This is a genomic window from Bradyrhizobium iriomotense (genome assembly GCF_030160715.1).
Taxonomy (GTDB): domain Bacteria; phylum Pseudomonadota; class Alphaproteobacteria; order Rhizobiales; family Xanthobacteraceae; genus Bradyrhizobium; species Bradyrhizobium iriomotense.
The window spans coordinates 15,786-41,469 of record NZ_BSOW01000046.1 but is presented as its reverse complement, the minus strand read 5'-3'; the positions used below and the strand labels follow the sequence as shown (position 1 = coordinate 41,469).

Sequence of the window (25,684 nt, the reverse complement as noted above, 5' to 3'; positions counted from 1 at the left end):
GTTCGGAAATTTTTAATCAATCCGGTCGAGCATCGAGTACGAGAGCGGCAGGTGTCCTATGCGCAACCATGATCTGGTGTCCGACGGCTTTCTGGCGTTGACCGCAGGCGGCTTGGTTCTGCTCTGCTCGAGTCTGATGGCCCTGGCGTTCGCCTGAGCCGCGCCAACTTTTTCCTGACCCAACGGCCGCCATGCTGCGGCGCACTAGTTGCCGAGTGACAAGTCCAGTCGTTTTCGCGACGCGAGCCTCCCTTTTAGTTGATTGAATTTCCGCCCCTCGCGCCTCGACCTAAATTCAAGAGGCCATCACCAACGAGGGTGAGAAACATGCTTTCCGAGAAATTCATACTGGTTCTGGAATCGCTGATCCGCACCGATCGCACCCATCCCGACGGAAGCCCGCGCGTCGTCAGCACCTCCCCGCACGTGCCGGTCAAGCTGCCGAGCGAGAGCAAATAGCCCGCAAAGCACCCGGCCTGCGCGAGCTCAGCGCACGCCCAGCACCGAGCGGCGATAGCCGCTGGTCCTGGCTTCGTTCAGGCAGACGAAGCTGCCATCGAAGCCCTGCCCGTAGAGCTTCTGCCCCTTGGCGTAGTAGCGGCCCTTCCTGAAATCCAGCCACACCACCTTGTCGGTCGGACAATAGCGCTGCGCCTGGTCTGCGTAGCGAAATGGCGTCAGCGGCAACGCGACCGCTTTGCTGATCACGGCTCCGCAGAGCACGATGGTTGCAACAGCCGCAATCGTCCGCACGATGTCTCCAGTGATGTCAGCCGAAAATCAGCGCCGCCCGGAGGTCAGGATAGCATCATGTCGCAGGCGGCGCATGATCCTGACGTCGCGTCTTCCGCAAGCCATCGTGCCGGGCTACATCTGGTCGCCGTGCAACCGAAGCGGGGAATTGCCTGAAAATGTCGAGCGAGCCTGAGACGACACGCCAGCCCCGCCTTCCGGCTCCGCCGCGCCTGCGCGTGCTGCCAATGGTCATCTTCGGCTCGCGCTGGCTGCAATTGCCGCTCTATCTCGGGCTGATCGTCGCACAATGCGTCTACATCGTGCTGTTCCTCAAGGAGCTCTGGCACCTGTCCTGGCACGCGCTGGATCTGACCGAGCAGCAGATCATGATGAGCGTGCTGGCGCTGATCGACGTCGTCATGATCTCCAACCTGCTGGTGATGGTGATCGTCGGCGGCTACGAGACCTTCGTCTCGCGGCTCGATCTCCAGGGCCATCCAGACGAGCCGGAATGGCTCGGCCACGTCAATGCGAGCGTACTGAAGATCAAGCTCGCGATGGCCATCATCGGCATCTCCTCGATCGCGCTGCTGCGTACCTTCATCGAGGCGGGCAATCTCGGCTCGGGCCGCGCCGGCTTTACCGAGCAGGGCGTAATGTGGCAGGTCCTGATCCACATCACTTTCATCCTCTCGGCGATCGGGATTGCCTTCGTCGATCGCCTGAGCGACGCGGCCTTGCGCAACCACGAATAATCCTATTCGGGGCCCTTCAGCTGCTGCACGGCCTGGTGCAGGAATTCCTGGAGCTTCTGTGCGACCTGCTCGGGCGAGATCCCCTTGCCGGCGAGGTCGCCGGAGACCTTTGCCAGGACATGATCGACGGTCTTGTTTTCGAGATTGGCGGTCACGAGCTCCGTTGAGTAACGGGTTGCGGCATCACCGCTCAGCCCGAGCTGTCCCGCCGCCCACATGCCGAGCAGCTTGTTGGACCGGGCCGTGGCTTTGAACATGAGCTCCTCGTCGTGAACGAATTTGGCCTCAAAGCCCTGCTCGCGCTTGTCGAACGTGGTCATGGTCAGGCTCCCTACCGTTACGATCGTCTCCGTAGTCGCTTTGCCATCTGCTTCAGATTGCCTGGCCGAGTCGCCGACCGAGCGGTGGAACCGCGGTTAGCCGACCATTGCGGATCAGGTCATGTGTCGGACTATAGCACAGGCGTAGTCACCAGCTTGTGGCCAGCCCCGCCTGTTTTACTACTCATTAAGGAGAATCGCGGTTGGCTTGTCTCCAAGCACCGGGAGACAGCGCATGAATAGAGAGCTGCGGGAATTCCGCCGTTTGGAGCGTGTGTGTCTGGAGCAGGCGGAGCTCTCCACCCTCGACCTCGCGCGGATCGGCCTTCTGAAGGTTGCCGCGGATTGCCGTGTGGCGGCGGAAGCAATTGAAGCCAAATCGCCGGCGCGTCCGACCACGGGCTTCATCGCGGCGCTGAAGCAATCCCTCAGTCCCGTGCGCTCGTCCGGCCGGCACTGAACGAAATCGCCACCTGACCGGATTCCAACAAGGCGGCACCCTCGCCCCAGGACCGCACACGCAAAAACACCCCCGGCATGCGACTGCCGGGGGTGTGTTTTCTAAATAATGGATAAGTAAAGCAATGCGTGCTCTATAACAGGCGATCGGCACCCCCAATGTGAAGCAGTTCACAGATGGCGAGAAAAAAAGTGCGCCTACGTAGACCGGCGGGCCTCTTGGCCTGATCCTCAACATGCTTGATCGCGTTGAGGCGGCATATGCAATCGTTCGAGGTCTCGCCGACCGCCAAAGACCTCATGACAGGAGATATGATCATGCGCACGACGCTAGCCATCCTGGCCCTGCTGGCCGCAGCAACAGCCGCTCACGCGGGTCCCACCTCTCCCGTCTCCTATGACTACCCCTGGTGCGTCTTTGGAGGGCAGCTCGGCTGGTCCGGTGACTGCTCGTATGAAACGAGGGCACAGTGCCTCGCATCCGCTTCGGGCCGGTGGAATACCTATTGCGACCTGAACCCGCGCGTCCTGTGGCAGCAGCAGACCGGACAGCAGCCGGGCGCGCAGCAGCCCCGGGCGTACCGCAGGCAGTGAAGCTTCCGGCGCCCAAACAAAAATATCGAAAACAACCCCATGCAAAGGGGCGCAGCCGCCGCCCGATGGCCGGAAAAAGCGCGGCCATCCGCACCGCCCGCGTGGCGAGGCGCGGCACGATCCTGCGGCGGACCGAAGCCCTGCCTAGAGCATGATCCGGAAAAGTGTGGAGCGGTTTTCCGAAAAGATCATGCTCAAACAACAACCGAAAGCGCGATGACGATTCATCCTAATCTCATCGCGCTTTAATGGGATGCTTTCTGTCGGGCAGCATTCAGATCCGCTTTTATTCCCGGCACCGCCGTTTCATTGGCGGGCTCTCGATTTGGAGGCGGCTCATTGAGGTCGCGGGCCCATGATGCGCCCGACCGAACTGTCGGCCTCGCATGGTCGGAATTCGCGCAAGCAGAGACGAGTAGACCAACAATGGTCAGCGAACCTGTCCATCTCATCACCCGAATGCGCATGCGCACCCAACCGATTGCCCCGAGAATCGATCCTCGATCTCGCAATCACTGAGCGGGGAATTCTGGGGAACGGCCCGCTCCGCCGGGCAAGGCAGCGCGCGGGGACTCCTCCGGCCCCGCGGCTGCGATCGTGATTTTGTCCATCCCGATTCGGCGTTCGGCACGTCCGTCGCTCCATTGCTACTTTTAGGACGCCTTGTGGCCGCCCCGGGGTTGAGGGACACTGTTCGCATTTCAGGCAGTTATTTGGGGGCAGGTCATGCCCAAGATTCTGGAAGACCTATTGTGGTGCGCGGCCCTCGCGACATGGCTCACGCTTCTCTGCGGCTTCACCGTCGCGGCGTTGCGGCCTCTTGCAAAGACCATTCGCCAGCAACTCGAGCTGAGGCTGAGGTCGAAAGAGAAGCGAAGCTGAGCGAGTAGTCGCCTTCGCGAAAGCGACAGGAGAGAGAAGAACGCGCCGCAGTTTTGAAGGCATTTCTGCATGCCCACGACGCGTAGGGCAGCGCAGCGAGGCCCAAAGCGTTTGGGGTGAACCGTGACTGTCCGGGGTTGGTATCAGGGCGAGGATCTGAAGATGCTCGCTCCAACCTCAAGCACTTTCGACAGGACATACGGTCATGCGCACAATGCTTGTCATATTCGCCTTGCTGGCAGCAGGGACAGCCGCTAGCGCAGGCTCCTCTCTTCCCATCTCGTATGACTACCCCTGGTGCATCTACGGTGGGGAACTCGGCTATTCCGGCGATTGCTCTTATGAGACGAGAGAGCAATGCTTGGCCTCGGCGTCCGGCCGGTCGAACGTGATATGCAAGGAAAACCGGCGCCTTCTATTCAACCAGCAGGCCTTCCCGCAGCAGAATGTGCAACAGCCGCGGGCGCCCCGCAGAAATTGAGAAAGCTGGCTTGAACCCGCGGCCGCCCGGTCCCCCCCCCCCCCGTGGAGACCACCCGGTGACCGGCGTCGAGCCCCCGCGCCGTAAGGCTCATGTCAGTTTTCGGTCGTAGCATCCGATGGCCTTGCAGGCTGGGACGAATAAGGTGATCGCGGCTGGCGACCACCATTTGAATTATTCGGCCTCGGGCCGCCGGTTATTTCGAGGTCTGCGCCGACGGCCCTACTGCCCGGGAAGGCGTCGCGTTTGATTGAGCGCGAGGTGATCGGTTTCCGTCCTGGCTGCGTATGCACGCCCTAGAATCCAATGCCGTGAATGGCAGCGGCGCCAAGCGCTATCTTGTCTATCCACCGCAGCTTGCGCAGGCCGTGTTGTTGTCCATCCATCGCCGTGTGGCCTCGTCGGTCCAACCCGGGACGGCAAAGCCGGGGGTCGCCACACCTTGATCGTGAGGAATGACTTGAGCGGGAGGAACGACGACATGTTGGCGCATGCGTAACGGCACTGTGGAGCGATGCACCGTGGCGGCATTCGCAACAGCACTCAGAGCAATCAATAGGCTCAAGGCCAAAGCGGAGCGCATCATTAGCTGTTTCCGACCGAGCGTTGCCAAGCCAGGCATGTGGTTCGGCCCTCAATCACCCCCAAGCGCTGAAGGCTTCACGATCGGTCAATTCGGCGGGAGGACGTGCGGGGAATTTTCCGCGCGCCCTCCTGATCTCTCTCATGCGCCAAGCCAGTTGCCATCGTGGGACTGGCGCGGGCAACCGGGGCGCCGGGGCAAGCCTGGCGCCCCACCAACACTGCACGCGGACCGAGCCCCGCGCGCCGCGTCACAGCCTCAGCCTGCGCACCTGACCCGCCCTGAGTTCATCGGACTTCCTGCTCGGCGCAAACCGATGGATCGTAAGCCTCGCAACGTAGTTCCAGGGCACCAACGCTTTTACGGCAGCGACAGCCTTGTCCGGATGGACCGCGGCCACCCAAAGGGATCTGCCGCCGTCGGGAGCGGTGACTTCGATAATTGGCCAACGGGTATGAACGCTGTCGTCCATGTCAGATGTCCGTCTCCGGACGATGTGCCACAATGTCGCACCCCTAGCAGTTCACAAACGCCTGATGGCGCGACTGGGACACTGCGAAAAATCCGAGGTAAATCGGTTGCACCATGGCGTGGTGTTCGGCCTCGGGCGCATCTTGGCACGCTTGGGCCAGCGTCCAGCTTGGTTGGTCCGGTAACATGGCCTCAGCTTCACCAGCCTCAAGTCGGGGCCGTTTTTGTGCGACACTCGCGGCGGGGTTCTGGAACCGTCAGGCCAAAGCCGAGATTAGATCGGCCAACATCGGAGGTGCCAATTGAGCATCCTCTCCGAAATCCAGTATCCGCACTGGCTGATGGTGGCTGGGGCAGTCTTGGTGGTTCTCGGGTTTATCGGTCTCGCGTTTCAACGAAACAGGAATGCTGAGCCCGATGGCGAGCCGTAGGAAACGCAGGCGAATGGGAAATGAAAACGGCTGCCGACTGGTCGAACTCGGGCTGAGGGCGAAGGAGAAGCGAAGCTGAGCAGCGGCACATTGGCCAAACTCGTTGTCGTCGCATTGCTCCTGGGCGCTTTCACGGTATGGCGCGCATCGGAACGCATTCTCGCGTCCTGCCACCACCATTGCCCCACCGACTTCTCCGCCATTCGTCGATAGTGTCGCGCCACGAAATTGCTGAAAACGGCCGTGACCCTGTTCGCATGAGGGGCAGCAAAGCAATCGCATCCGTCTTGGCGGCATCCACTGCGCTTGCCGTTGCTATCTGGGCGCTTGCTGGTCCACCGCCGGCCGACGGTCACCATCAAGGTCGGCTACCAAAACAAGTTGCCGTCCAGCCGTAGCCCGCCCCTCGTGCTATCCCGGCGGTTGAGGAAACTTCGGCTGCTCGCCCTCCCTTGCAGGCGGACACAAGTGCGGCAACGGCATTGCGGAAAATCCGAGGTAAATCAGCTGCCCCATGGCGCGGAGTGCTGCCGACAGTGCATGCTAGCGTGCCTGGACTGGTGAATAGTCTCGCTAAGTTCAGCAACTCGGCCTCAGCTCTACCAGCCTTGAGTTGGGGCCGATTTTTGACGGGCACTTGCTTCGCCATGACGCGCAAGGGGTACCTCCTTAGAGGCGCGGAACAAACGACTTGGCAGAGAGTCAATTTGAAGCTTCCAGCCGGAAAGGACAGCCCCCCCGACTGCTGGAGGAAAACCCCTATCGTATGGGTTGGCGGCCCCCGGTTGGGGCCGTTTAACTGGCGCTGCACTTCACGCAAGCACGACCATGAAGTGCAGCTCTACGTATTCGACATTCTGGCGATGGGTGGAGAAGGCCCTTAGCTCGCTCAGCAGCGCCGGATTGTAGTTAATAGACCAGCAAGGCTACTGGCGTAGGATGCAATCAGCTCACTGCCAGGACGCTCGAAATGGCCGAGTACGTCATCAGGGAAGTTGGCCTTCACCAATGGCTCGTGTTCGCCGATCGGAAGTGCATTGCTTTCTGCGCCGCTGAAAATGAGGCGGTGAAAGCAATGAACGAACATAGCGCGCGCAGCCGTCGACCACCTGACTCAATGCATATTGAGCCGGGCCAAAGCTCTCCGGTTCGAGCCGGCGAGCTGTAGCGCGGTTCTCTGTTACCGCGTCGACCGGCGGGCATTGCTTCGCCAGCCGCTGCCGGCAGCGCTTCATATGCGATCGGCGCCGCGCTTCATTTGCCGAGCTCGTCGACCGTCCCTGGACAAACTCTCTTGCGGATTCCGAGAGCGCGCCGCTTGCAGCGATCGCGCTGCAATTGTCGGCGGATGGCCTTGAGTTTGATCTGAGCCTTGTCGACGTCGAACCGACATCGCGCAGCTCCCGGGGTAATCCGCTTGCGCGCGCGCATGTATTTCCGAGACACCCTACGGTAAGCGAACGGCTGACCCTCCGGCAGGGAAATGGATAAGCAGCGCCGATACGAAATACAGGACATGGCTGACCGGCTAGATGCGATCATTCAAGAAATGATCGCTTTAGCCGATGAGGAAGAAACTGCGTTCAAATCGCGTCCACCCGCCTCTCAGTTGAGCGTTGCCGGTCAAGACTCGCAGGAGGCCTATGAGGCCCTTCGGCTGATCGCCGCTGCCATCGCAGACGAGACACTAACGCTTCGCGAAATCGGCGAGCCTCGCCCCAAACACCAGCGTCTCTAGCGCCATGCCCCAGCCCCCTTGCGCTCGCCCCTCGCCTGCCGAAACGTCGACTGGTCCCGGTCGGAGGCGCGCGACGATCCGAATCCTGCTGACCGCGTCCGTGGTGCTCGGTTGTCTTTCAACGGGTGCCCAAGCGCAAAACTGCATGCAATATCCCCCGGGGCCGTTCCGTCATCAGTGCGCCGCTGCAAACAATCCGCGGTTCGAAGCAAAGCTGGAAAGCTGCAAGGACGAAGCCCGAGCGATGGGTCTCGGCAAGGGAGATCCCGGCCTCAAGGAGTACGTGCAAGCGTGTATGCACCGTCGATAACCGCGAGGAGAAACGGACGAATCCATCACTGAGGGAGCGCATCGGTGCCACCAATTGTAACGGCGGCTTCGCTACCGACTCGGTCGCCCGGCATGCGTCGCCTTTGAGCAAGAGGTGATCCCTTCCTGGCACAAACTGCATAGCCAGCATCTTAAGAAAGCAACGGCACTATTCGTTACTGTTTGATTTTAGTTCTGAGGTGATTTCCATGGTCGAAACGAATTGCGTAACCGTACGCGCTTACGGCAGGCAGCTGGATCAACTGCGCGCAGAGGCGTCGCGTATTGCACGGGGAACCAGGCTTGATTGGTGGATCGAGCGAGCCGACATCGGAACGCGCTTTTGCTTCGAGGACGCTGAAGCGAAACGGGCCTTTGCCTCAATCTGCGAAAACTTCGCCGTTTCGTTCATCGATGCCTGAAGGAAACAGTTCCACCGGGACTGATGAAAAGCGAGCGCGGCTTCCTGCTGTCGCGATCGCCGACCTCGTCCTTCATGAGCTTCGCAAAATAGACGGCTTTCCGATATCCGGAGTCTCTATCACTGTTTACGGATACCGACGCTGGAACGCCATGATCCGGTTTGCGCCGTTCTCGACCACCACCCAGAACGCGGCACGTCTCCGTCAGGCTTTGCCGGACGTTGTGTGCAGGCTTCGTGAATACATCGACCTCGAAGGATAGCAGTCATAGCCACCTTGTGATCGCACGGTCACCGCCTGCGGTGGCCAACCGACGACCAGGTCGCCAGCATCTCGCTCATTCTGACGCAACCGCAAGTATCCCGATCGCGCAACACCTCATGCGTCTTCCCTGGGCTGCGTTAACCCTGCCTCCGATCTTATCCCGTATCAGCGCCGGCTCGTTCACTTCTGCCGCCAAGCCGCCTCATTGGATCTCTGCAATCGCCTTCGATTTTCGGGAGCTCATTTCCGGCGGGCTTTGAGCGAGGCTTCCTCCTCGGACAGCGTGAAATCAGATGAGAGCGGCTCTCATCATTGTTGGCCTCAGTACACTCGCGGTGATGGAGCTCAAGGCACCGCAGCGCACGACAAAGCCTATAAGCGAGCCGCCCGCTCAGACGGCCGTTGGCTCACGCGATACGCTGACGACGGCGGACCGTCTCGAAATCCCGCATAGGCTTGCGGCGCCCCCGCAGCCGATCTCGTCGAGCGAAGTGACGCCACCGCCGGATCAAACCTCAAATGTTGCGCAAGAACCTTCGAAGCAAGCGCCTTCGAAGATTCTCGAGCAACACAAGCACAGTGCACGCAGAGGAATATCCGCGGTTGTGCTGCCCAGAGCTCGGCCCGAGCGGGGAACTTCCAAGGCAACTGCGAAACTCGATCGCGCCAAACCGGTCGCGGAGGTCAAACCCTGCCCGTCAGGTGTCTTCGATGACCTGCTCCGAGCATTGAGCCTACCAACGCGATGCCAGACCTAGCGCCACGGTCCCCGAAAGCCGCGGCGACGAAAAGGAAGGCTCCTCCACCGCGGTCTGAGGCGAACCGAGCCCAAATCATAGTAAACCAGCCCTTAACCTGCGGTTGGTATGGTCGCCTCGTCTGGGTGGTGACCGTCCGATCATACGGGAGCAAACACACATGCCCGTCGAGATGCTTACTTACGCCGAGTTGGGCGAAAGGTTGAAAATTTCTCCGGAAGCTGCGAGAGCGCTCGTCAAGCGACATCGATTCCCGCGCTCGCGTTCGAACGATGGCAAGACGTTGGTCCAGATCGACCTCAGCGAGATCAGCCATTCTCCTATCACACGCGCATCCCAGTCCCCCGCCGGTCAGGAGGTGGTCACCGCCTTGAAGGAGCACATCGCGACCTTGCAGGCGGATCTCTCGGAGATGAAGGTCATCGCCGGCGGTCACCGGGCGGACTTCGAGAGAGAGTGTGGCCGCACCAGCAAGCTCCTGGCCGAGCTGCTGAAAGCAAACATTGAAACTACGGCAGCCCGAGAGAAAGCCGCTCACCTGGAGGGACGACTGTCGACTGTAACGCCGCCCTGGTGGCGACGACTCACGGAAACCCTGACGCATATCCCGCTCGGTGCCGTTCGGCGGAATTGGCCATTGCCAAGTCACGCAATCAATATCGTCGCGCGCGGAGACGAGAAGCAGGACGTCGCCAGCGCGGTCTGAGCCGCACCCGTCCACGCCAGCACGTGCGGTATCCGACGGCGGCTTCATCGCCTCGGGTTTTGATCGCGCTTGACCACCCGTGGCCAGCGATCTGCGCTGCTAATCTACCTTGTCATCTGCCTTGGCCTCATAGGCCCGAATCAGCGCGAGATTCTTCAGAACGCGCTCGGCCAAAGCCTCCTGCTCGGAACCGCTGTCGCAATCCGAGCGTCGGTCTGACTCATAGTTAGCGAGGTCCTTGCGGTCGTTCTCTACCGCCCAACGTAGCCGGTCGGATTTCATTCGAATTGTCCGCCACAATGTGCCCGTATCGGCGGCCCAGCACACTGCCCCCGCCGAAACGTGTGCCGGGCCTAGCCAGTCTCGGCTGGTCGAACCCTGACCGGCTAGTGTCGATATTGGGGCAACAATGTGATTTTGAAAATTGCTCCGCTGCAACACTCGATAGTTTTTTCCGAGCGGTTGCACGATGGCACGTGCCACCGGCCAACCTGCGCCGAGTCATCGTGGGTAATACGAATGATGCCACGCATTGGCCGCCGACAGGCCAGAATCACAGTCGCATTGTGACTCGTCGAGGACCTTGGTCGATTTCGGCGTTGGTACGATCGAAAACCTCGACTCCCGCTCCATCGCTATTCAGCCCCCAGCCCCAGCGATGGAGCGGGGCAGGAACCGCCTAAAGATATTCGCCTGCGGGATCCTCAACCGAGCGCAGTCCAGGACCTAACCCGCTGCATAAGCCTCTCGTCTTATTCTGGGCAAATTCCGACTCGACGCTTGGCGCGCTTGACGGTCGGGACCAATCGACATGATCAGGATGATTGCCGCTTGCACGATGTGCGTGGTTGGCGTGGTTTCCCCGCTCGGCCCGAGCCGCGCGCCGGCACCGGCTACCGAAGTCGGCATGGCATCGAGTTTTCCGGCCGTCAGCGGCAACAAGGGCGATCGGCTTCCGATCTACACGGAAGCAATCGCGCCCAAGACCGCCGCCGAGGTGGCTAAGCCACCCGAACTGACAACTCCAATCGCTGTGGCTCCGCCGCTCGCCAGCCCCACTGCCGATCGAACGCAGCCCAAGTTCATTGCGCGCCATTGGCACGACCCGGCGTCTTCCAAGTATCAGATCAAAACGCGCAGGGCCGCTGATGCGAAGACGTCACAGACACCTCCGATCGACAAGTCAAAGCAAGTGAGTGAAGTGAAACCCTGCAGTTCGGACGGACTGGCTCCTCTCCTGCGAGGCCTCAATCTGCAGCCACGTTGCGAGTGACAAGGAGCGTGCGGACCGAACTGTCAGGAACAGGGCGCAACGCCTGTCGCTCGAGGCGTTGCGCTCGAACCGGCAAATGCTTGCACCGCTTTGAAAGGCCCGCCGGCCTTTATGCGGCGATATCGAACGACGCAATCAGGGCGCGCAGATCGTTTACACGATCGCGATAGCGCTCGCCTAGCCGCAGGTATAGCTCGCGCTTGCTTCCATCCATTCGCGTGGCAATCAACTCGCATTCGGCAGCGAGGCTTTCAAAACGTTCTAGCTTGGCTTGGAAACCGGTCATCGGGGCCCCCGAACTCTGCACTAAGCGGGACGCGGACCTTAATCGCCCGATTAGGTCAGAGCTAACATTGTTACCAAGCATAACTAATTGAGCTGAGACGCTGCGCGCGCCAACAGGGCTTCCCGCGTTTCGGCAAGTGCAAGCCTAGCCAAAGGCGCGAAGGCTGAGTGTTCACCCCTGAACCGAGCGGCCCCGACAGCTGGCCGGCGGCTGCCGACGCTAACCATAACCACGACCATGTCTTGTTTTTGTAACTCCTTAAACTTACAGTTGCGGCTTTCAGTATGGAATTCTTTGATGATGGTCCGCTTACCCATAGTCGCGGTCATCTCGACCGACGGGGAAAGGTCATACTGGGTTGCAGCGGTCGAGCCAGAGCGCGCGGCCGAAGCTGTCACGCTGGTCGTCGGCCAAGGGCACGTCATGAGGCTCTTGCAGCACCGCTTGCGCGTGAAATCAGATGCGCTCCGACCAGGCGAAGTCCGCCGGCTCGGGCTCTGACCGGAAACCTACCCATTAAGGGTATTCATCTCCCTCAAAAGAGCCGCCTTCCGGGTTCCACGGCCGGTCTATTTTTGTCTCGTCACCCACATTGGCGGAGTGAGATCGGGCGCTCTCGCTGCCGTCCCTGGGAGGGGAGTCGTGCGGATGACCCGCTTTTTCTTCCACGTTCACAACGGCATTTCCGTCTTCGATGACGTCGGGCTGGAGCTTCCGGATATCGAAGCTGCAGAAGCTGCGGCGATCGAATTGAGCGGCCAGATTCTCGACGATGGACCCGACGGTCCGTTGTGGCGGGACAACAAATGGCGTGTCGAGGTTACTGACGGCCCCGGAATCCGCGGGCAGACTTTCCTCATCGTTCAGTTTTCGATCACGCGCACGGCGATTAACCCAGCCGCGGCGGCCGGCAGAAGTTTTGGTCCCGGGTGAAGAACCGCAGCGGACGAGGCGAGAGAGTGGCGGAAGGGGTGTCCGCTCTGGAACTCTGCGCACCATTGCGCACCAATGCAAATACTCAATAGAAATCAGAAATATATGGAGATTGTCATCGCGGACTCTTGCGCACGGTTACGGACACAACCATAATCAATTTGTGCGTAGGTTTGTCGAGAGGGCGATCGTGGGGCGCGCAACGAATAAGCTTTCAGTGAAATTTGTCGAGCGTAAGGACCTAAAGCCAGGCCTCTACGGGGACGGAAATGGTCTCTACTTACAGGTCAGCAACCGCAATACGAAGGCCTGGGTCTTCCGCTTCATGATCAATCGCGTTCCCCGGAAGATGGGGCTTGGCGAGGTCGCGAAGGTGAAGCTGGCGGATGCCCGCAAGAAAGCCAACGCCGCGCATCTGCTGGTGGTGGACGGGGTCGACCCCATCGCTGAAAGGGATGCCAGGAAGGCCGCGCTGGCCGTCGAGAAGGCCAAAGCGATGAGCTTCGAGGAGTGCGCCAAAGGCTACATCGAGGCGCACCAGTCTGGCTGGAAGAGCCCGAAGCACGCCAAGCAGTGGGAGGCGACCCTAGAGGCGTATGCGTATCCGGTTATCGGCAAGCTGCCGGTCGGATCAATCGACGACGCGCATGTCATGAAGATCCTCCAGCCGATCTGGAACACAAAGACCGAGACAGCCAGCCGCGTCCGTGGCCGCATCGAAAAAGTTCTAGACCGGGCCAAGGCTCTCAAACTGCGGACCGGCGAAAACCCGGCCAGATGGAAGGGCCATCTAGATCAATTGCTGCCGGCGAGGTCTCAAGTCAAACCGGTTCGTCACCACCCTGCTCTCCCGTATCGCGAGTTGCCTTCGTTCATCGCGAAGCTTCGCGCCCGCGACGGCGTCAGCGCCCGCGCGTTGGAATTCACAATCCTGACGGCCGCGCGCACTCAGGACACGATCGGGGCCACCCTGCCCGAGTTCGACCGCAAGGAAGGCACCTGGACCGTTCCCAAGGAGCGCGTGAAGGGCAAGAAGGGAGCGCGGAAGCGTGACCATGTCGTCCCCCTGTCCGACGCCGCCCTTGCTGTGCTGGAAGCACTGCCAGCCGTTGATGGCTGCAAATTTGCGTTCCCCGGCGGCAACGAAGGCGAAGGCCTGTCGAATATGGCCATGGCAGAAACCCTCAAGGAAATGGGCTATGAGGGCGACGTGGCGACAGTTCACGGCTTCCGCTCCGCGTTCAAGGACTGGTGCAGCGAGCAGACCGCCTACCCTAACGAAATGTCAGAGATGGCGCTATCGCATTCGGTCTCCGATAAGGTCGAGGCGGCCTACCGGCGCGGCGACATGCGGGAGAAGCGACGGCGCCTGATGCAAGACTGGGCCGACTACTGCAGTAGTAAGAAATCGACAGACGGCAACGTCACTCGAGGGGCTCGCCAGTGAGGGGTAACAAGCGAGCCGCATTTTGGACGCGGAAGCTTCGCAAGCGCTTCGGAGACGACTGGACGCTCCGTCAAGTCGACGAGTTTTTTGAGCGCAAGCGCACCAGAAGCACCGGCCGCCCCCAAAAGTGGGACGACGATATCGCTGGAGATGTCTATCTGATGGTCCGCGGGATCATGAGTCGGGGATTCAAAAAAACTGAGAGCCTGCGAATGCTCGCTCAATATCCTGGAGCGAAGGGAGGCTGGTTTTCATTCGAACAGGTGAAGCGCGGCTTTAGACGGGGAGAGGAAAATCTCGGCAAGCTGCTGCCAAAAGAGCTTGATCAGCGTAGCGCAGATATTTTCGAATGGATGCCCTTGCTTAAAATATATGTCGATGGACAGAAGCCCAAGTTGCGAAAATAGCTAATTCGACATCAATACACACCCGACTTTTTCGGGCACTTCTCCGAACGCAAGCGCACTTAGGCGCACGCAACGGAGAACAAATCAATGACACTGCGACTGGAGCGCATCCGCAGCGTTCAGGAACGGACTGGCCTCTGCACTACCGAAATTTATCGGGGCATGCGTGAGGGCTGGTTTCCCAAGAATTTCCCCATTTCGAAGCAGTCCCGCGCGTGGAATTCGGAAGAAGTCGACGCCTGGATTGCATCGAAGATTGCGGCGCGCACGACGGAGGCCGCATAGATCATGGCCTCTGACATGCAAAACCCGGCGCTGGCGGGCGCCGGGGTTCGCGGAAATTCTGACCAAGCTGGACGGCAGGTCGAACGCGAATATAACCAGCCCTCTGCTAGGCCGCAACGGCTCATTGCCTCGGTCACGAAATCTGGACGGGAAGAGTTTCGCGTCACGCTGCGTGACTACAACGGGACGATGAAAGCTGAGATCCGCATCTTCGAGCGCAGGCAAGACGGCAACTGGATTTCGACGCCGCGCCATATCGTCGTAGGACGCGGATCGCTCACGGAGATGATTGACGCACTTGTCGAGGCGGAGGCTCGCCTATGAACAAGCCCGTTATCCCCAGACAGCTTGAAATGACCTGCGGCCTGCCTCTTGTAGAAAGCCCCACGCTCAAGGCGGACCTAGCGAAGCTCGATCAGATGACCATCGCGGAGGTTACTCCTGTGGGCGAGGCGGAAGATGACTTCGACTGGAATGATGACGATTCCATCATCCTTAAAGAGCAGCGTGCGACAGCGGCCTATCGCAACAAGGCCGGTGAGCTAATCATTCGCCAGCGCGCAAGCTGGGACGAGGAGCGCGACACGTTCGTCTTTATCTCGCGCGAGAACGAGGTGACGTTCCTGGAAGGCCTCGCCAAGCGAGCCAAGGAAAGCTGATCGCTTGGGCAAGAGGCGCAACAACCAGATAGACGGGCAGTTCTCTGCCCGTACTATCGAGATGCTGTCCAGTCCACCATGGCGCGTGCTGAGCCTTTCGGCACACCGCGTGTTCGACCGCATCTGTATTGAGCTGGCGCAACACGGCGGGAACGACAACGGCAAGCTGCCCGTCACGTATGAGCACTTCGAAGAATATGGGGTGGATCGCCAGGCCATCGCGCCGGCAATCCGCGAGCTTGAGGCGTTGGGCTTTGTGGAAGTGACGCAGCGCGGACGACCGAGCGCAGGTGAGTTTAGGTGGCCAAACCTGTTTCGGCTAACCTGCATCAATTGCAAGAGCACGCCGAACCCGACGCACGAATGGCGTCGCATCAAGTCAGTCGACGATGCAATTCTGCTTGCGCGACTCGCCCGCAAAGCCAAGTCGAGGACATCGCGAAAACAAAATCCCAGGGTGGAAAACCCACACTGTCACAGTAGGGAAAACCCACACTGTCAGGAACAATCCCCAGGGTGGGAAACCCACACTACTGTCCTAGGAGGGAAAACCCACACTACCTCTATATCTCGGGGTGTTCCCCCGAAGTGTGAGGGATGATGGTGGCAGGCCACGGTTGCCAAACCTTCTAAGTCGGAAGGTTCTGTCCTCAGATATAGAAATAGACCAGAGGCAGAAAGACGTATGTCCACCAGGCTAAGCCGGCCAACCCGGACAGCATGGCCATATCCTCGTCGCTCATGGGATCTCCCGAGAGCAGTTTCGATTACTCTCCAACCAACGAGCAGCGGTGCGCGTTTCAATCGCGCATCAAAATATCCTTCAAAGGGGAACAGTTTTATGTGGCACCGTAGCACTGTAGCAGTAGCGTAGCATTCTGTAGCATTGCTACGGGGCATGGGGTGTAGCGTAGCACACCCCTTTAGGGGTGCTACGATTGCTACGCCTGCCGCCTACTCGATCATGGCCTATGGTGGCTTTTCGAGAGAACCATGCAGCGCCTAAGTCTGCGGCGCAGGGAGGTTGTGAACATTATGTAGAACAGCGCTCCGGCCGCGAAGGTGATGAGACTAAAAACTTGGTCCAGAGTCATGTTCGTCTTCGCCGCCCTAGTTCCTGGGCTGCATTGTGCAGCCATGAACCGGACCATGAAGCGATCGAGACCAAGCTTCCGTGATGATGCTCACATGACTCGGCGAGGGTTCGACTGAACGCGATATCCTGTGACTTGTGTCAGTTTCGCTCTCGGGAAAAGTTGGCAGCAGCCGTCTGAAATCCTAAGATTCTCACTCAAATCCCTGGGTTTCATGAGATTTGGCCATGGGTATTTACTTGCTCTCTCTTGTGGCGTGCGTTGTTGGGGTTCTTCTCGTCATGGCATTCCGATAGGACCGACTACGGGCGCAACAGTTGCTTTGAATCCTCAGCCGAAGGCCGAAATTAAGAGTTTCGGCGGGTTGTTTTTGACTGTGCACGCATCAGCGCGTTCAATTCCCATGACGGGAGGTGAACGTGATTATTACGTGGCTGCTTGTCCTGCTCATCGCTGCCAGCGTAGCGGTCTTGATCGCCCACGCGATCGACGCAATGCGCTCACGCTAGTTCGGCATTTCTTCGATCCGGCTCGGCCATTTGACTTTTTCGTGAGTTGGATCTGACCGCCGCGTGGCCTGTAAGTGACTTGAATAACATTCTGGCAGATCTGTTATCGCTTAGTATGTTGCTGCGGGTCCTTGATGCGACACCTCGAGCCCTCCAGCCAGAGCCTCGCGCCATCCACCTGCACAGCCCCCGTCGAACACATCGGCGGGGGCTTCCTCCGTAAGGCGAACCCATTCGAACTCGCCAGCGCGACGCCGATCGGTGGCTGTTGCACTTCCCTACCCTCATTCTTGATCGCGTTGGCGGAAACAACATCCGTCAACTTGTGTAGATTTTCCCGATATTTCTGCAAATAATTTGTAGTCACAACGGTACGCACACCGCTGCGTACAAACTCTTCCTTGAACGCGACGGATTATCGCGTATATTTCCACCATCGAGTTCGCTCGATGTGCTCATGGGTCGCGTAGATCGCGCGGCAGCGGGCTTCCAGGTTCAACACGGAAGCACTGCGCATGGGCGAACGCATCGCCAATCACCGTTGCCAGGTCTGCCGCCATCCCGAGCGATGGCGCGTTGAATTGCTGCGTGCTGGTGGCGCGTCTCTCGATGCGCTGGCCGACAAGTTCAGCCTGGACCGTGACGCGATCTGGCGACACTGGACCAAGCACGTCTCGCCCGAGATGAAGGCCAGTTACGGGTGCGAGTGGCCGCACCTTTACGATCTGGAAGATCCCGAGTGCGAGCATACCAAGCCTTGGGAGTTCTTCCTCCATCGCACTCTGGTCCGGTCGCTTGAGGCCATTGCGGTGTAATCCGTCTTAGACTGACAGCAGGGCCCGCTGGCTTGCCGCGGGCCCTTTGTTTCGCCAGATTTCTGACCCCATCCTTTCATGTTTCGAATTAATGGGGAGAATCGACGTGGCTACAGGGATAGTGAAGTGGTTTAACCCGACGAAAGGTTATGGGTTTATTCAGCCTGACAAAGGCGGCAAGGACGTATTTGTCCATATCTCGGCCGTTGAGAAGGCCGGCCTGAGCAGCCTCAACGAGGGCGCCAAGGTCAGCTATGAAGTAGTCACGGACCGCGGCAAGGAATCCGCCGGAAATCTTCGGGTTGGTTAGAGCTTGCAAGGCCCGCCGGGTTCACGCTGGCGGGCCTTACTCCTTCGACGGTTGCACGGGCGTCTTCGTTTGAGCAATTCTGCTACAGCGGGGGCAGACGAACTCGTGCAGTATCATCTGTTCAGACGCGATGAGGACGGAGCGGGACCAAGCCATCTCGATGTTGCAGGTCCCGCAAACCGGAGTGGTTACTTGCTCTAACGATCGTCTGAGGATTTCCATCCGAGGCGCGCCCAATTCGGCTCCCATCGGAACATCTTAGGCCCGTTGGACGGAACCGGACAACAAACTAGGACACTGTTAGATTTCACCACAAAAGGACTTGGGCACCCTCAGCGACGCTCTGCGAGATGAGCCGCTGGTTTCTGGTGGGTTGCCTGAAGGCGCCCCCATGATCGCCCATATGGGATTGCTAAGGCCAGGGCCGTCAAGGCGGTGGACGATCGGTAACCGTCTGGCTCGAGCCATTACTGTGACCGTTCGAGCTTCCGGATCTCCTGCAACCGAGTTAGGCAATAGTCCCGATACAGATCTTCAATGAATGCCCACATGACCGAATCCCCATTGGTCTATGTGCGCGAGCTTGGGCCGGCTCTATTTCGGGAGCACTTCGCGGAGCCGGCAAACAGGTTTCGTTGGAAGGCACGCCCGCTCGTTGAGGCCTTGTACGTTCATTTGTGCGCTGACCGGCGAAATCAGGACTAAATATTTGATTTTGCTGATGTTTTGGCGGAAGGGGTGGGATTCGAACCCACGGTACCCTTGCGGGCACGCCGGTTTTCAAGACCGGTGCCTTAAACCACTCGGCCACCCTTCCATGGCAGGAATTTCAGTCGCTTAACGCAGGCGGCACGCAAAGACAACGCGAAATTGGGCGGGTCGAGGCGCGAAGTGCCCTCGCCCACCGGAACCAGCTGTAAGGTCGCTGTCAGCTTGGCGCTTTAAGCTGCGCGCGTTCGCGACGGCCCTCGCGACGCGGCCGGACACAATCAATTTCGCAACATCGGCGCCGCCGCCCAGGGCATCGCCGGTTACGAGGCCCGGTTGGACTGGTCTCCAACTCCGGGCCTCGTTCGCTTCAAACGAAAGCGCGGCGCCAGGGGCGCCGCGCTTTTTGTCTGCAACCTGGTCCGGTTCAGTAGCCGCCGCAGGAAGCGCAGCCCGTCGCGACCGGCGCGTAATAGGAATAGCCCGGCGAGACCATCTCGACGCGCTGGCGCGTTGCATACTGCGGCGGGATGCGCTCGTACTGCACGCCGGGCGGCGCGACCATCACCGTCTGCGGGACCATCACGGTGCGGTACTGCGCGGGCGTGCGATGGGCGACAACCGAACCGGGCGAGACCATCACGGTCTCATCGACGGTGCGATACTGCGGCGCCACGTATTGCTGCTGGTAGCAGGTCGTGCACGGCGGCGGGGTGTAGCAATTGTAGCAGCCGGCGGACGCTGCGCCCGTCATGGCGATGGCGGCGGTTGCGCTGGCGAAAACGACGGCAATGGTACGTGACATAGTGGTGGTGCCCCAGTTGCGCGGAAAATGATTTGGATCCGAAGCTCGGCGTGCAGCAGTATACGCTGCGAAATCCGCATCGACGAAAGTTCGTTGGGGCATCCTTAATGTGACCGGACAATTCTGGCCGGCCGCTAACGCTTCATTGACCATGCACGCCGTGATCGCTGGTCGCTGCGCGCGATAGCCCGCTCAGTTCGAGCGGCGCTTGACCTCGCGCACGGCGCCGCGCGCGGCGCTGGTGGTCAGTGCGGCATAGGCTTGCAGCGCAGTCGAGACGTTGCGCTTGCGGTTCTGCGGCTGCCACGCGCTCTCGCCCTTGGCCTCCTCCGCCGCGCGGCGCTTGGCGAGCTCCTCGTCGGAGACGTCAAGCTGGATGCTGCGGTTCGGGATGTCGATCGCGATGCGGTCGCCGTCGCGCACGAGGCCGATGTTGCCGCCTTCGGCGGCTTCGGGCGACAGATGGCCGATCGACAGGCCCGAAGAGCCTCCGGAGAAACGACCGTCGGTGACGAGCGCGCAGGCTTTGCCAAGGCCGACCGACTTCAGGTAGCTGGTCGGATAGAGCATCTCCTGCATGCCCGGCCCGCCGCGCGGACCTTCGTAGCGCACGACCACGACTTCGCCTGCGACGACCTTGCCGCCCAAAATGCCTTCAACCGCCGCGTCCTGGCTCTCGAACACGCGCGCGGGGCCGGAGAATTTCAGGATCGAGGCATCGACGCCCGCCGTCTTCACGATGCAGCCGTCCTGCGCGAGATTGCCGTAGAGCACGGCGAGGCCGCCGTCCTTGCTGAAGGCGTGTTCGAGATCGCGCACCACGCCCTTCTCGCGGTCGAGATCGAGCTCGTCATAGCGGCGCTCCTGGCTGAAGGCGACTTGGGTGGGGATGCCGCCGGGCGAGGCGCGATAGAAGGTGCGGACCTGTTCGCTCTTGGAACGCTTGACGTCCCAGCGCTCCAGCGCGTCCGCCATGGTCGGCGCATGCACGGTCGAGACCTTGGTATCGATCAGACCGGCGCGGTCGAGCTCGCCCAAGATGCCCATGATGCCGCCGGCGCGGTGCACGTCCTCGACGTGGACGTCGGCCACGGAAGGAGCGACCTTGCACAGCACGGGGACGCGCCGCGACAGACGGTCGATGTCGCGCATGGTGAACTCGACCTGCCCTTCATGGGCAGCCGCAAGCAGATGCAGCACGGTGTTGGTCGAGCCGCCCATCGCGATATCCAGCGTCATCGCGTTCTCGAATGCCGTGAAATTCGCGACGTTGCGCGGCAGCACCGAGGCGTCGTCCTGCTCGTAGTAGCGGCGGACGAGGTCGACGATGGTATGGCCAGCCTCGACGAACAGGCGCTTGCGATCGGCATGGGTCGCGACCACCGAGCCGTTGCCGGGCAGCGCCAGGCCGAGCGCCTCGGTGAGGCAGTTCATGGAATTGGCGGTGAACATGCCCGAGCACGAGCCGCAGGTCGGGCACGCCGAGCGCTCGATCACCTTGACGTCTTCGTCGCTGACCTTGGAATCGGCGGCGGCAACCATCGCGTCGATCAGATCGACCGCATGCGTCTTGCCGTGCAGCTTGACCTTGCCGGCCTCCATCGGCCCGCCCGAGACGAACACCGCGGGGATATTGAGCCGCAGCGCCGCCATCAGCATGCCGGGCGTGATCTTGTCGCAATTGGAGATGCAGACGAGGCCGTCGGCGCAGTGCGCATTGGCCATGTACTCGACGCTGTCGGCGATCAATTCGCGCGACGGCAGGCTGTAGAGCATGCCGTCATGGCCCATGGCGATGCCATCGTCGACGGCGATGGTGTTGAACTCCTTCGCCACACCGCCGGCCTGCTCGATCTCGCGGGCGACGAGCTGGCCGAGGTCCTTGAGGTGGACGTGGCCCGGGACGAACTGGGTGAAGGAGTTGACGACCGCGATGATCGGCTTGCCGAAATCCGCATCCTTCATGCCCGTCGCGCGCCAGAGGCCGCGCGCGCCCGCCATGTTGCGGCCGTGGGTGGTGGTGCGGGAGCGATAGGCTGGCATAGCGGTTTCCGTCCTGGTTGGAGTCGGCCCGGGCGGGGAAATTCGGAAGCCGCCTCAGGCCTTTCCGGCCGGATAGCGCACGGGCTGGCCCTGCGCAACGGGAACTTGGCCCGAACCGGGCCCAAAAGCCGCGTGCGCAGGCCTCCCCTGCTCCCGGCGCGGCTCATGGCCGCGTCGGCGCAAGGCAGACGCTAGAGCGGGCGCTTTGGCTTGGGCAGCACCATTCTGCCCTGAGAAGCAATGCCACCCCACTTGGCGGACCACCCGACTTCCGAGGCAGAGGATCGCTCGATGCCTGTCTGACCTCGAGCACCTTGCAACGCAAACAGGGCGCCTTGAGGATCGACACATCGCGCGATCCAGCAGCCATCAGGCAATTCGATCGGCCCCTGGAGGATCCGGCCTCCGCCAGCATTCACATGCCTTGTGGCCGCGCCCATGTCGTCGACATTGAAGTAATGCAGCCAGCACGGCTGCGCTACGCTCGGAAGTTTTGTGAGCATGCCGCCGACCGTCTGCCCACCCGCCGAAAACAATTGATACAAGTCCGCCGATTCGGTTTGAGCGTCGGCCTTCTGCCAACCAAATTGCTCCCTGTAGAAATCGAAGATCACGTTCCGGTCTGCGGCCAGGAGCTCATGCCAGCCAACGCGCCCCGGCGCGTCAAGCCCGTGAGGTTTCCATCGGGCGCGTGTCGGTTCCTCGATCAGCCCAAACGTCGCCTTTTGCGGATCGGCAACCACTGCAATCCGGCCAATATTGGTGTCGGTCGGCGGCACAAAGATCGCGCCTCCGAGGCGCCTGACCTGCGCGGCGGCCCCATCCAGGTCATCGACGGCGACGTAACCGATCCATCTCGGCGTTGCCCCCAATCTCCGCCCCTCTTCCGGGAGATCCATAATTCCGCCTACCCGAGCGCCGCCACGACCAAGCACCGTGTAAGCCAGCTCCGGCGTCGATTCATCCTTCACACTCCAGCCGACGACCCCGCGATAAAAGGCGCCGGCTGCCGCGACATCCGTGGTCAGGAGTTCATACCAAGCGAAACGTCCGAATTGATCCGCCACGCCGATCTCTCCGTTCAGGCTTGGATGCAATAGCGGCTGCACCAGGCTGCACGCAGTGCACCTGCGCAACGTGCGTGGATCGTCCATGCCCTGTCAACGGGACGTGCCGATATCGTTCATGAAGATGAATGCACCCGGAACGTGCGCCACGTTTTCTACGCGTGATTCTTGCTTGCCCTGTTTCCTGGGCGTAGAGTTACCGAGGCTGGGATACCTTGCAATGCGCGGAGGTTCGACCATGCGGCAGGCGAAGCAATCTTCTAAACGGAAGAAGCGAGTGACCAAAGTGGCCGTGCCGGCGTTCGGAGCCGCAGGGTTGACTTTCTCGCTGGCGGGAGGCGCATCGGCGTCAGCCGTGCCAGCAGCCGACGTACAGCAAATGCCCCACCTTGTACCCGGTCAGGCAATCACGCTCGGCGAAGAGGAAATGGCCGACGTCAGCCTCGCCACCTTCCATCTCTTCGACAAGGAAGACGTGGCCGGCGGCGTGCAGGTGGCCTGGCGCGGATGCGGCGGTTGCCGCGGCTGCAGAGGCTGTCGAGCGTGCCGAAGCTGTCGGTGTGGCGTCGGTTGCCGATGTGCCGGATGTGCCGTGGTGGGATGTGCCGTGGTATCATGCGCAGGTTGCTGCGCATCGTGGGGCCGCTGCCGCTGGTGCTAGGCCACGGCGCGTTCCGATGGCGTGTCCACAAGCCGATAATATCATTGGCCGGCCGCGAGAAACGGGCCGGCCAATTCCTTGGGTTGGTTACGACGCGTGCCTCTGCGGCGATCTAACGTAGCGTCAACAGGATCAGCGTGCTGACTCAATGACTGGCAATCGCAAGACCCGCGTTGTGCGGCAGACCCGCAAAGACATCCTGCGATTTGCACCGAACTTCACCGCCTATGTACTGCCTCCCGATGCGGTTTGTCTCTACTCCGAGGATCGCAAGTTCTTCCTGCACGGCGAACTCTATTGCGCCTTGGCCACCGCGATCGGAAAGCATGGCAAGGCGAGGCGGGAGATCATTCGTCAGCTTTCGAAGTCGTTCCCGGCCGACAAGATCGATGAAGCGCTCAAGCGGCTCCTCGATCGCCGATATGTCGTCGCGCAGACCTCACAAACATTCGACGGCGCCACCGGCGGTTTTTGGGCGAGCATCGGCTTGTCTTTGGAGGTCGCGGAACAGAATCTTCGCGATTGCCCCGTGCAGGTCGAGTCGATCGACGTCAAAGGCGCCAGCGAGCTAACGGCGGCCTTGAGCAAGCTCAGCGTTCAAATCGCCAAGCGCGCGCCGAAGCTCAAGATCACGCTGGTGAACGATTATCTGGACCGTCGGCTCGCTGAACTGAACCAGGAGCGTGTGGCCGGCAAGACGCCCTGGCTGCTGGTACAACCGTCCGGCGCATTTCCGCTGGTCGGGCCCATGTTCAAGCCCGGTGAGAGCTCGTGCTGGACCTGCCTGTTCGATCGCATGATCCGCAACCGGGAGATCAAGGGGTTTCTTGACCGGGCACCGGCGCGTGCGGTCGCCGTTTCGCCGCTCGCCAACGATAGCGTCGGACAGACCGCAATCCATTTCGCAGCCGTCGAGATCGCCAAGGCAATCGCCTCGGGCTTTCGCACCGATCTGCGCGATCACATCGCAAGCTTCGACCTGACCGGCGCCGTCATCGCCAAGCACTACGTCGCGCGGCGCCCGCAATGTCCGACCTGCGGCAGCAAGAAGCTGCACAGCCCGCGCCGATCTCCGACGCCGGTTGAGATCGGCGAAGGCAAGAAGCTCGTCATGACCAGCGGTGGTTATCGCACCGTGACGTCTCGGGCGACGGTGTCGCGCTTCCGCAAGCATGTGAGCCCGCTGACCGGCGTGGTGACCAGGCTCGAGCGGATCGACGCCGATCTGCCGATGAATACCAACTACTTCGCCCAGCACAATTTCTCCGCACCGGCCCGGAGCATCGACCAGCTCAGGTCCGGATTGAGCGGCGGAAGTTTTGGTAAGGGCTCGACCGCCGAGCAGGGCGAGGCCAGCGCGCTGATGGAATCGATCGAGCGCTATTCGGGTATTTTCCAGGGCGACGAGATCAGGACGACTCGCCGCTTCGTCGATTTCGCGCCCGGCGAGGCCCTACTTCCCAACGATATCCAGCTCTTCAGCGAAACGCAGTTCATGAACAGGTTTCTTCAGCAGCCGGACGATCCCCATCCGGTTCCCGAGCCGCTCGAGCCATCGACGAGGACCGAGTGGTCGCCGGTCTCATCGTTGCGCGACAAACGCTTCAAATATCTTCCGACCGGTCTCTTGTACTTTTTCTATGGCGGCTTCCATACGGATTCCAACGGCTGCGCGGCCGGCAACACCCGCGACGAAGCCGTCGTTCAAGGCTTCCTCGAACTGATCGAGCGCGATGCCTACGCGATCTGGTGGTACAACCGCGTGCAGCGCGCCGAGGTCGACCTCACGCAATTCGACGATTTCTATGTCCGGGACCTCCAAGCCCAATTCACGGAAGCCGGGCGCAAGCTGTGGGTGCTCGACGTCACCAGCGATCTCGGCATTCCGACTTACGTGGCGATCATGCACTGGATGCAGAATGGACACGAGAATATCGAGTTCGGCTCCGGCGCGCATTTCGACCGCCGCATAGCCCTGCTGCGTTCCCTCACCGAGCTGACCCAGTTCATGTCCGTCGGCATGATGGGCGGCGCAAGCGGCGAGAAGCCGACGCTTGACGGCGTCACACCGCTGCGCCTGGAAGACTACCCGTTCCTGATACCGAGCGAGACCCCGATCATCCCCCCGGCGCCGAGCTTCAAGGTTCACAACAATACGCGTGATCAGGTCAATGCCTGCGTCGAGATCGCCACCCGCGCAGGTTACGATTTCCTCGTGCTTGACCAGACACGGCCCGACGTTGAGGTCCCCGTCGTTAGAGTGCTCGTTCCGGGCTTGCGTCATTTCTACCGCCGCTTCGCGCCGGGCCGCCTTTACGACGTGCCGGTGAAGCTTGGATTGCTGGAGCGGCCGCGACTGGAAAGCGAACTGACTTCATTCCTTCCACACACCTGAAGGACTGCTCTTTCGTGCGCGCTCCCCGGAAAAAGCCGACCAGGAAGACCGCGCCAGACATCGCAGCCCGATTGAGCCA

The 25,684-nt window shown here is 60.7% G+C and carries 27 protein-coding genes and 1 tRNA gene; 20 read left to right on the top strand and 8 right to left on the bottom strand.

The window, feature by feature from the left end; genetic code table 11:
- Positions 1-327: 327 nt before the first annotated feature.
- Complete coding sequence (locus tag QQL28_RS40565; RefSeq protein ID WP_284274685.1) at positions 328-459, top strand: hypothetical protein; 132 nt, start codon at positions 328-330, stop codon at positions 457-459.
- 27 nt (positions 460-486) lie between these two features.
- Here the strand turns inward: QQL28_RS40565 and QQL28_RS40560 are convergent, their stop codons facing one another.
- Positions 487-744, bottom strand: a complete 258-nt coding sequence (locus tag QQL28_RS40560) for a hypothetical protein (RefSeq protein ID WP_284274703.1) — start codon at positions 742-744, stop codon at positions 487-489.
- Positions 745-911: 167 nt separating this feature from the next.
- On the opposite strand from QQL28_RS40560, the gene QQL28_RS40555 reads away from it, so the two are divergent.
- Positions 912-1,490 (top strand): TIGR00645 family protein, encoded by a 579-nt coding sequence (locus QQL28_RS40555; protein WP_284274684.1) that lies wholly within the window; start codon positions 912-914, stop codon positions 1,488-1,490.
- A 2-nt stretch (positions 1,491-1,492) separates the two neighbouring features.
- Here the strand turns inward: QQL28_RS40555 and QQL28_RS40550 are convergent, their stop codons facing one another.
- A complete protein-coding gene (locus QQL28_RS40550; RefSeq protein WP_284274683.1) occupies positions 1,493-1,810 on the bottom strand; it encodes a DUF1476 domain-containing protein in 318 nt (105 codons plus the stop codon).
- Positions 1,811-2,045: 235 nt separating this feature from the next.
- Here QQL28_RS40550 and QQL28_RS40545 point away from each other — a divergent pair, with 235 nt between their 5' ends.
- From QQL28_RS40545 to QQL28_RS40505, 8 genes are all read left to right on the top strand, one after another.
- Positions 2,046-2,270 carry a hypothetical protein gene (locus tag QQL28_RS40545; RefSeq protein WP_284274681.1) on the top strand — a complete coding sequence of 75 codons (225 nt, stop codon included), beginning with the start codon at positions 2,046-2,048 and terminating at the stop codon, positions 2,268-2,270.
- Positions 2,271-2,530: 260 nt separating this feature from the next.
- Positions 2,531-2,863, top strand: coding sequence for a DUF3551 domain-containing protein (locus QQL28_RS40540; RefSeq protein ID WP_284274680.1), 333 nt, complete (start codon positions 2,531-2,533; stop codon positions 2,861-2,863).
- Between the two features lie 726 nt (positions 2,864-3,589).
- Positions 3,590-3,745: a hypothetical protein gene (locus tag QQL28_RS40535; protein WP_284274679.1), complete on the top strand. Its 156-nt coding sequence runs from the start codon at positions 3,590-3,592 to the stop codon at positions 3,743-3,745.
- A 205-nt stretch (positions 3,746-3,950) separates the two neighbouring features.
- Positions 3,951-4,226: a DUF3551 domain-containing protein gene (locus QQL28_RS40530; protein ID WP_348522558.1), complete on the top strand. Its 276-nt coding sequence runs from the start codon at positions 3,951-3,953 to the stop codon at positions 4,224-4,226.
- Between the two features lie 2,455 nt (positions 4,227-6,681).
- Positions 6,682-6,879 carry a hypothetical protein gene (locus tag QQL28_RS40525; protein ID WP_284274678.1) on the top strand — a complete coding sequence of 66 codons (198 nt, stop codon included), beginning with the start codon at positions 6,682-6,684 and terminating at the stop codon, positions 6,877-6,879.
- A gap of 315 nt (positions 6,880-7,194) precedes the next feature.
- Positions 7,195-7,449 (top strand): hypothetical protein, encoded by a 255-nt coding sequence (locus QQL28_RS40520; RefSeq protein ID WP_284274677.1) that lies wholly within the window; start codon positions 7,195-7,197, stop codon positions 7,447-7,449.
- 518 nt (positions 7,450-7,967) lie between these two features.
- The gene (locus QQL28_RS40515; protein WP_284274676.1) at positions 7,968-8,180 is read left to right on the top strand and encodes a hypothetical protein; all 213 of its coding nucleotides are present in this window, start codon (positions 7,968-7,970) and stop codon (positions 8,178-8,180) included.
- Between the two features lie 1,182 nt (positions 8,181-9,362).
- Entirely contained in the window at positions 9,363-9,908 is a 546-nt protein-coding gene (locus QQL28_RS40505; protein WP_284274675.1) for a hypothetical protein, read from the top strand.
- A gap of 99 nt (positions 9,909-10,007) precedes the next feature.
- On the opposite strand, the gene QQL28_RS40500 is transcribed toward QQL28_RS40505, so the two are convergent.
- Positions 10,008-10,190 carry a hypothetical protein gene (locus QQL28_RS40500; RefSeq protein WP_284274674.1) on the bottom strand — a complete coding sequence of 61 codons (183 nt, stop codon included), beginning with the start codon at positions 10,188-10,190 and terminating at the stop codon, positions 10,008-10,010.
- 529 nt (positions 10,191-10,719) lie between these two features.
- Between QQL28_RS40500 and QQL28_RS40495 the strand changes: the two genes are divergently transcribed.
- Positions 10,720-11,181 carry a hypothetical protein gene (locus tag QQL28_RS40495; protein WP_284274673.1) on the top strand — a complete coding sequence of 154 codons (462 nt, stop codon included), beginning with the start codon at positions 10,720-10,722 and terminating at the stop codon, positions 11,179-11,181.
- A 109-nt stretch (positions 11,182-11,290) separates the two neighbouring features.
- Here QQL28_RS40495 and QQL28_RS40490 read toward each other — a convergent pair whose 3' ends face one another.
- Positions 11,291-11,467 carry a hypothetical protein gene (locus tag QQL28_RS40490; RefSeq protein ID WP_284274672.1) on the bottom strand — a complete coding sequence of 59 codons (177 nt, stop codon included), beginning with the start codon at positions 11,465-11,467 and terminating at the stop codon, positions 11,291-11,293.
- A gap of 648 nt (positions 11,468-12,115) precedes the next feature.
- On the opposite strand from QQL28_RS40490, the gene QQL28_RS40485 reads away from it, so the two are divergent.
- The 8 genes from QQL28_RS40485 (at position 12,116) to QQL28_RS40450 (ending at position 17,926) form a co-directional block, all read left to right on the top strand.
- The gene (locus tag QQL28_RS40485) at positions 12,116-12,400 is read left to right on the top strand and encodes a DUF6894 family protein (RefSeq protein ID WP_284274671.1); all 285 of its coding nucleotides are present in this window, start codon (positions 12,116-12,118) and stop codon (positions 12,398-12,400) included.
- A gap of 217 nt (positions 12,401-12,617) precedes the next feature.
- Positions 12,618-13,847: a tyrosine-type recombinase/integrase gene (locus QQL28_RS40480; protein ID WP_284274670.1), complete on the top strand. Its 1,230-nt coding sequence runs from the start codon at positions 12,618-12,620 to the stop codon at positions 13,845-13,847.
- Entirely contained in the window at positions 13,844-14,254 is a 411-nt protein-coding gene (locus QQL28_RS40475) for a hypothetical protein (protein ID WP_284274669.1), read from the top strand. Before QQL28_RS40480 ends, QQL28_RS40475 begins: the two co-directional genes overlap by 4 nt.
- An 87-nt stretch (positions 14,255-14,341) precedes the next feature.
- Positions 14,342-14,539: a helix-turn-helix transcriptional regulator gene (locus tag QQL28_RS40470; RefSeq protein WP_284274668.1), complete on the top strand. Its 198-nt coding sequence runs from the start codon at positions 14,342-14,344 to the stop codon at positions 14,537-14,539.
- Positions 14,540-14,542: 3 nt separating this feature from the next.
- A complete protein-coding gene (locus QQL28_RS40465; RefSeq protein WP_284274666.1) occupies positions 14,543-14,863 on the top strand; it encodes a hypothetical protein in 321 nt (106 codons plus the stop codon).
- Entirely contained in the window at positions 14,860-15,198 is a 339-nt protein-coding gene (locus tag QQL28_RS40460) for a hypothetical protein (RefSeq protein WP_284274665.1), read from the top strand. Before QQL28_RS40465 ends, QQL28_RS40460 begins: the two co-directional genes overlap by 4 nt.
- A 2,118-nt stretch (positions 15,199-17,316) precedes the next feature.
- Positions 17,317-17,616, top strand: a complete 300-nt coding sequence (locus QQL28_RS40455; RefSeq protein ID WP_284274664.1) for a hypothetical protein — start codon at positions 17,317-17,319, stop codon at positions 17,614-17,616.
- A 106-nt stretch (positions 17,617-17,722) separates the two neighbouring features.
- The gene (locus QQL28_RS40450) at positions 17,723-17,926 is read left to right on the top strand and encodes a cold-shock protein (protein WP_284274663.1); all 204 of its coding nucleotides are present in this window, start codon (positions 17,723-17,725) and stop codon (positions 17,924-17,926) included.
- Positions 17,927-18,653: 727 nt separating this feature from the next.
- On the opposite strand, the gene QQL28_RS40445 is transcribed toward QQL28_RS40450, so the two are convergent.
- The 4 genes from QQL28_RS40445 to QQL28_RS40430 form a co-directional block, all read right to left on the bottom strand.
- Positions 18,654-18,743 (bottom strand) — tRNA-Ser (locus tag QQL28_RS40445).
- Positions 18,744-19,061: 318 nt separating this feature from the next.
- A complete protein-coding gene (locus QQL28_RS40440; protein WP_284274701.1) occupies positions 19,062-19,388 on the bottom strand; it encodes a hypothetical protein in 327 nt (108 codons plus the stop codon).
- A gap of 243 nt (positions 19,389-19,631) precedes the next feature.
- The gene (gene ilvD / locus QQL28_RS40435; RefSeq protein ID WP_284274662.1) at positions 19,632-21,482 is read right to left on the bottom strand and encodes a dihydroxy-acid dehydratase; all 1,851 of its coding nucleotides are present in this window, start codon (positions 21,480-21,482) and stop codon (positions 19,632-19,634) included.
- A gap of 191 nt (positions 21,483-21,673) precedes the next feature.
- Positions 21,674-22,549 (bottom strand): VOC family protein, encoded by an 876-nt coding sequence (locus tag QQL28_RS40430; protein ID WP_284274661.1) that lies wholly within the window; start codon positions 22,547-22,549, stop codon positions 21,674-21,676.
- A gap of 809 nt (positions 22,550-23,358) precedes the next feature.
- Between QQL28_RS40430 and QQL28_RS40425 the strand changes: the two genes are divergently transcribed.
- Positions 23,359-25,605, top strand: a complete 2,247-nt coding sequence (locus QQL28_RS40425) for a TOMM precursor leader peptide-binding protein (RefSeq protein WP_284274660.1) — start codon at positions 23,359-23,361, stop codon at positions 25,603-25,605.
- The last annotated feature ends 79 nt before the right edge of the window (positions 25,606-25,684 follow it).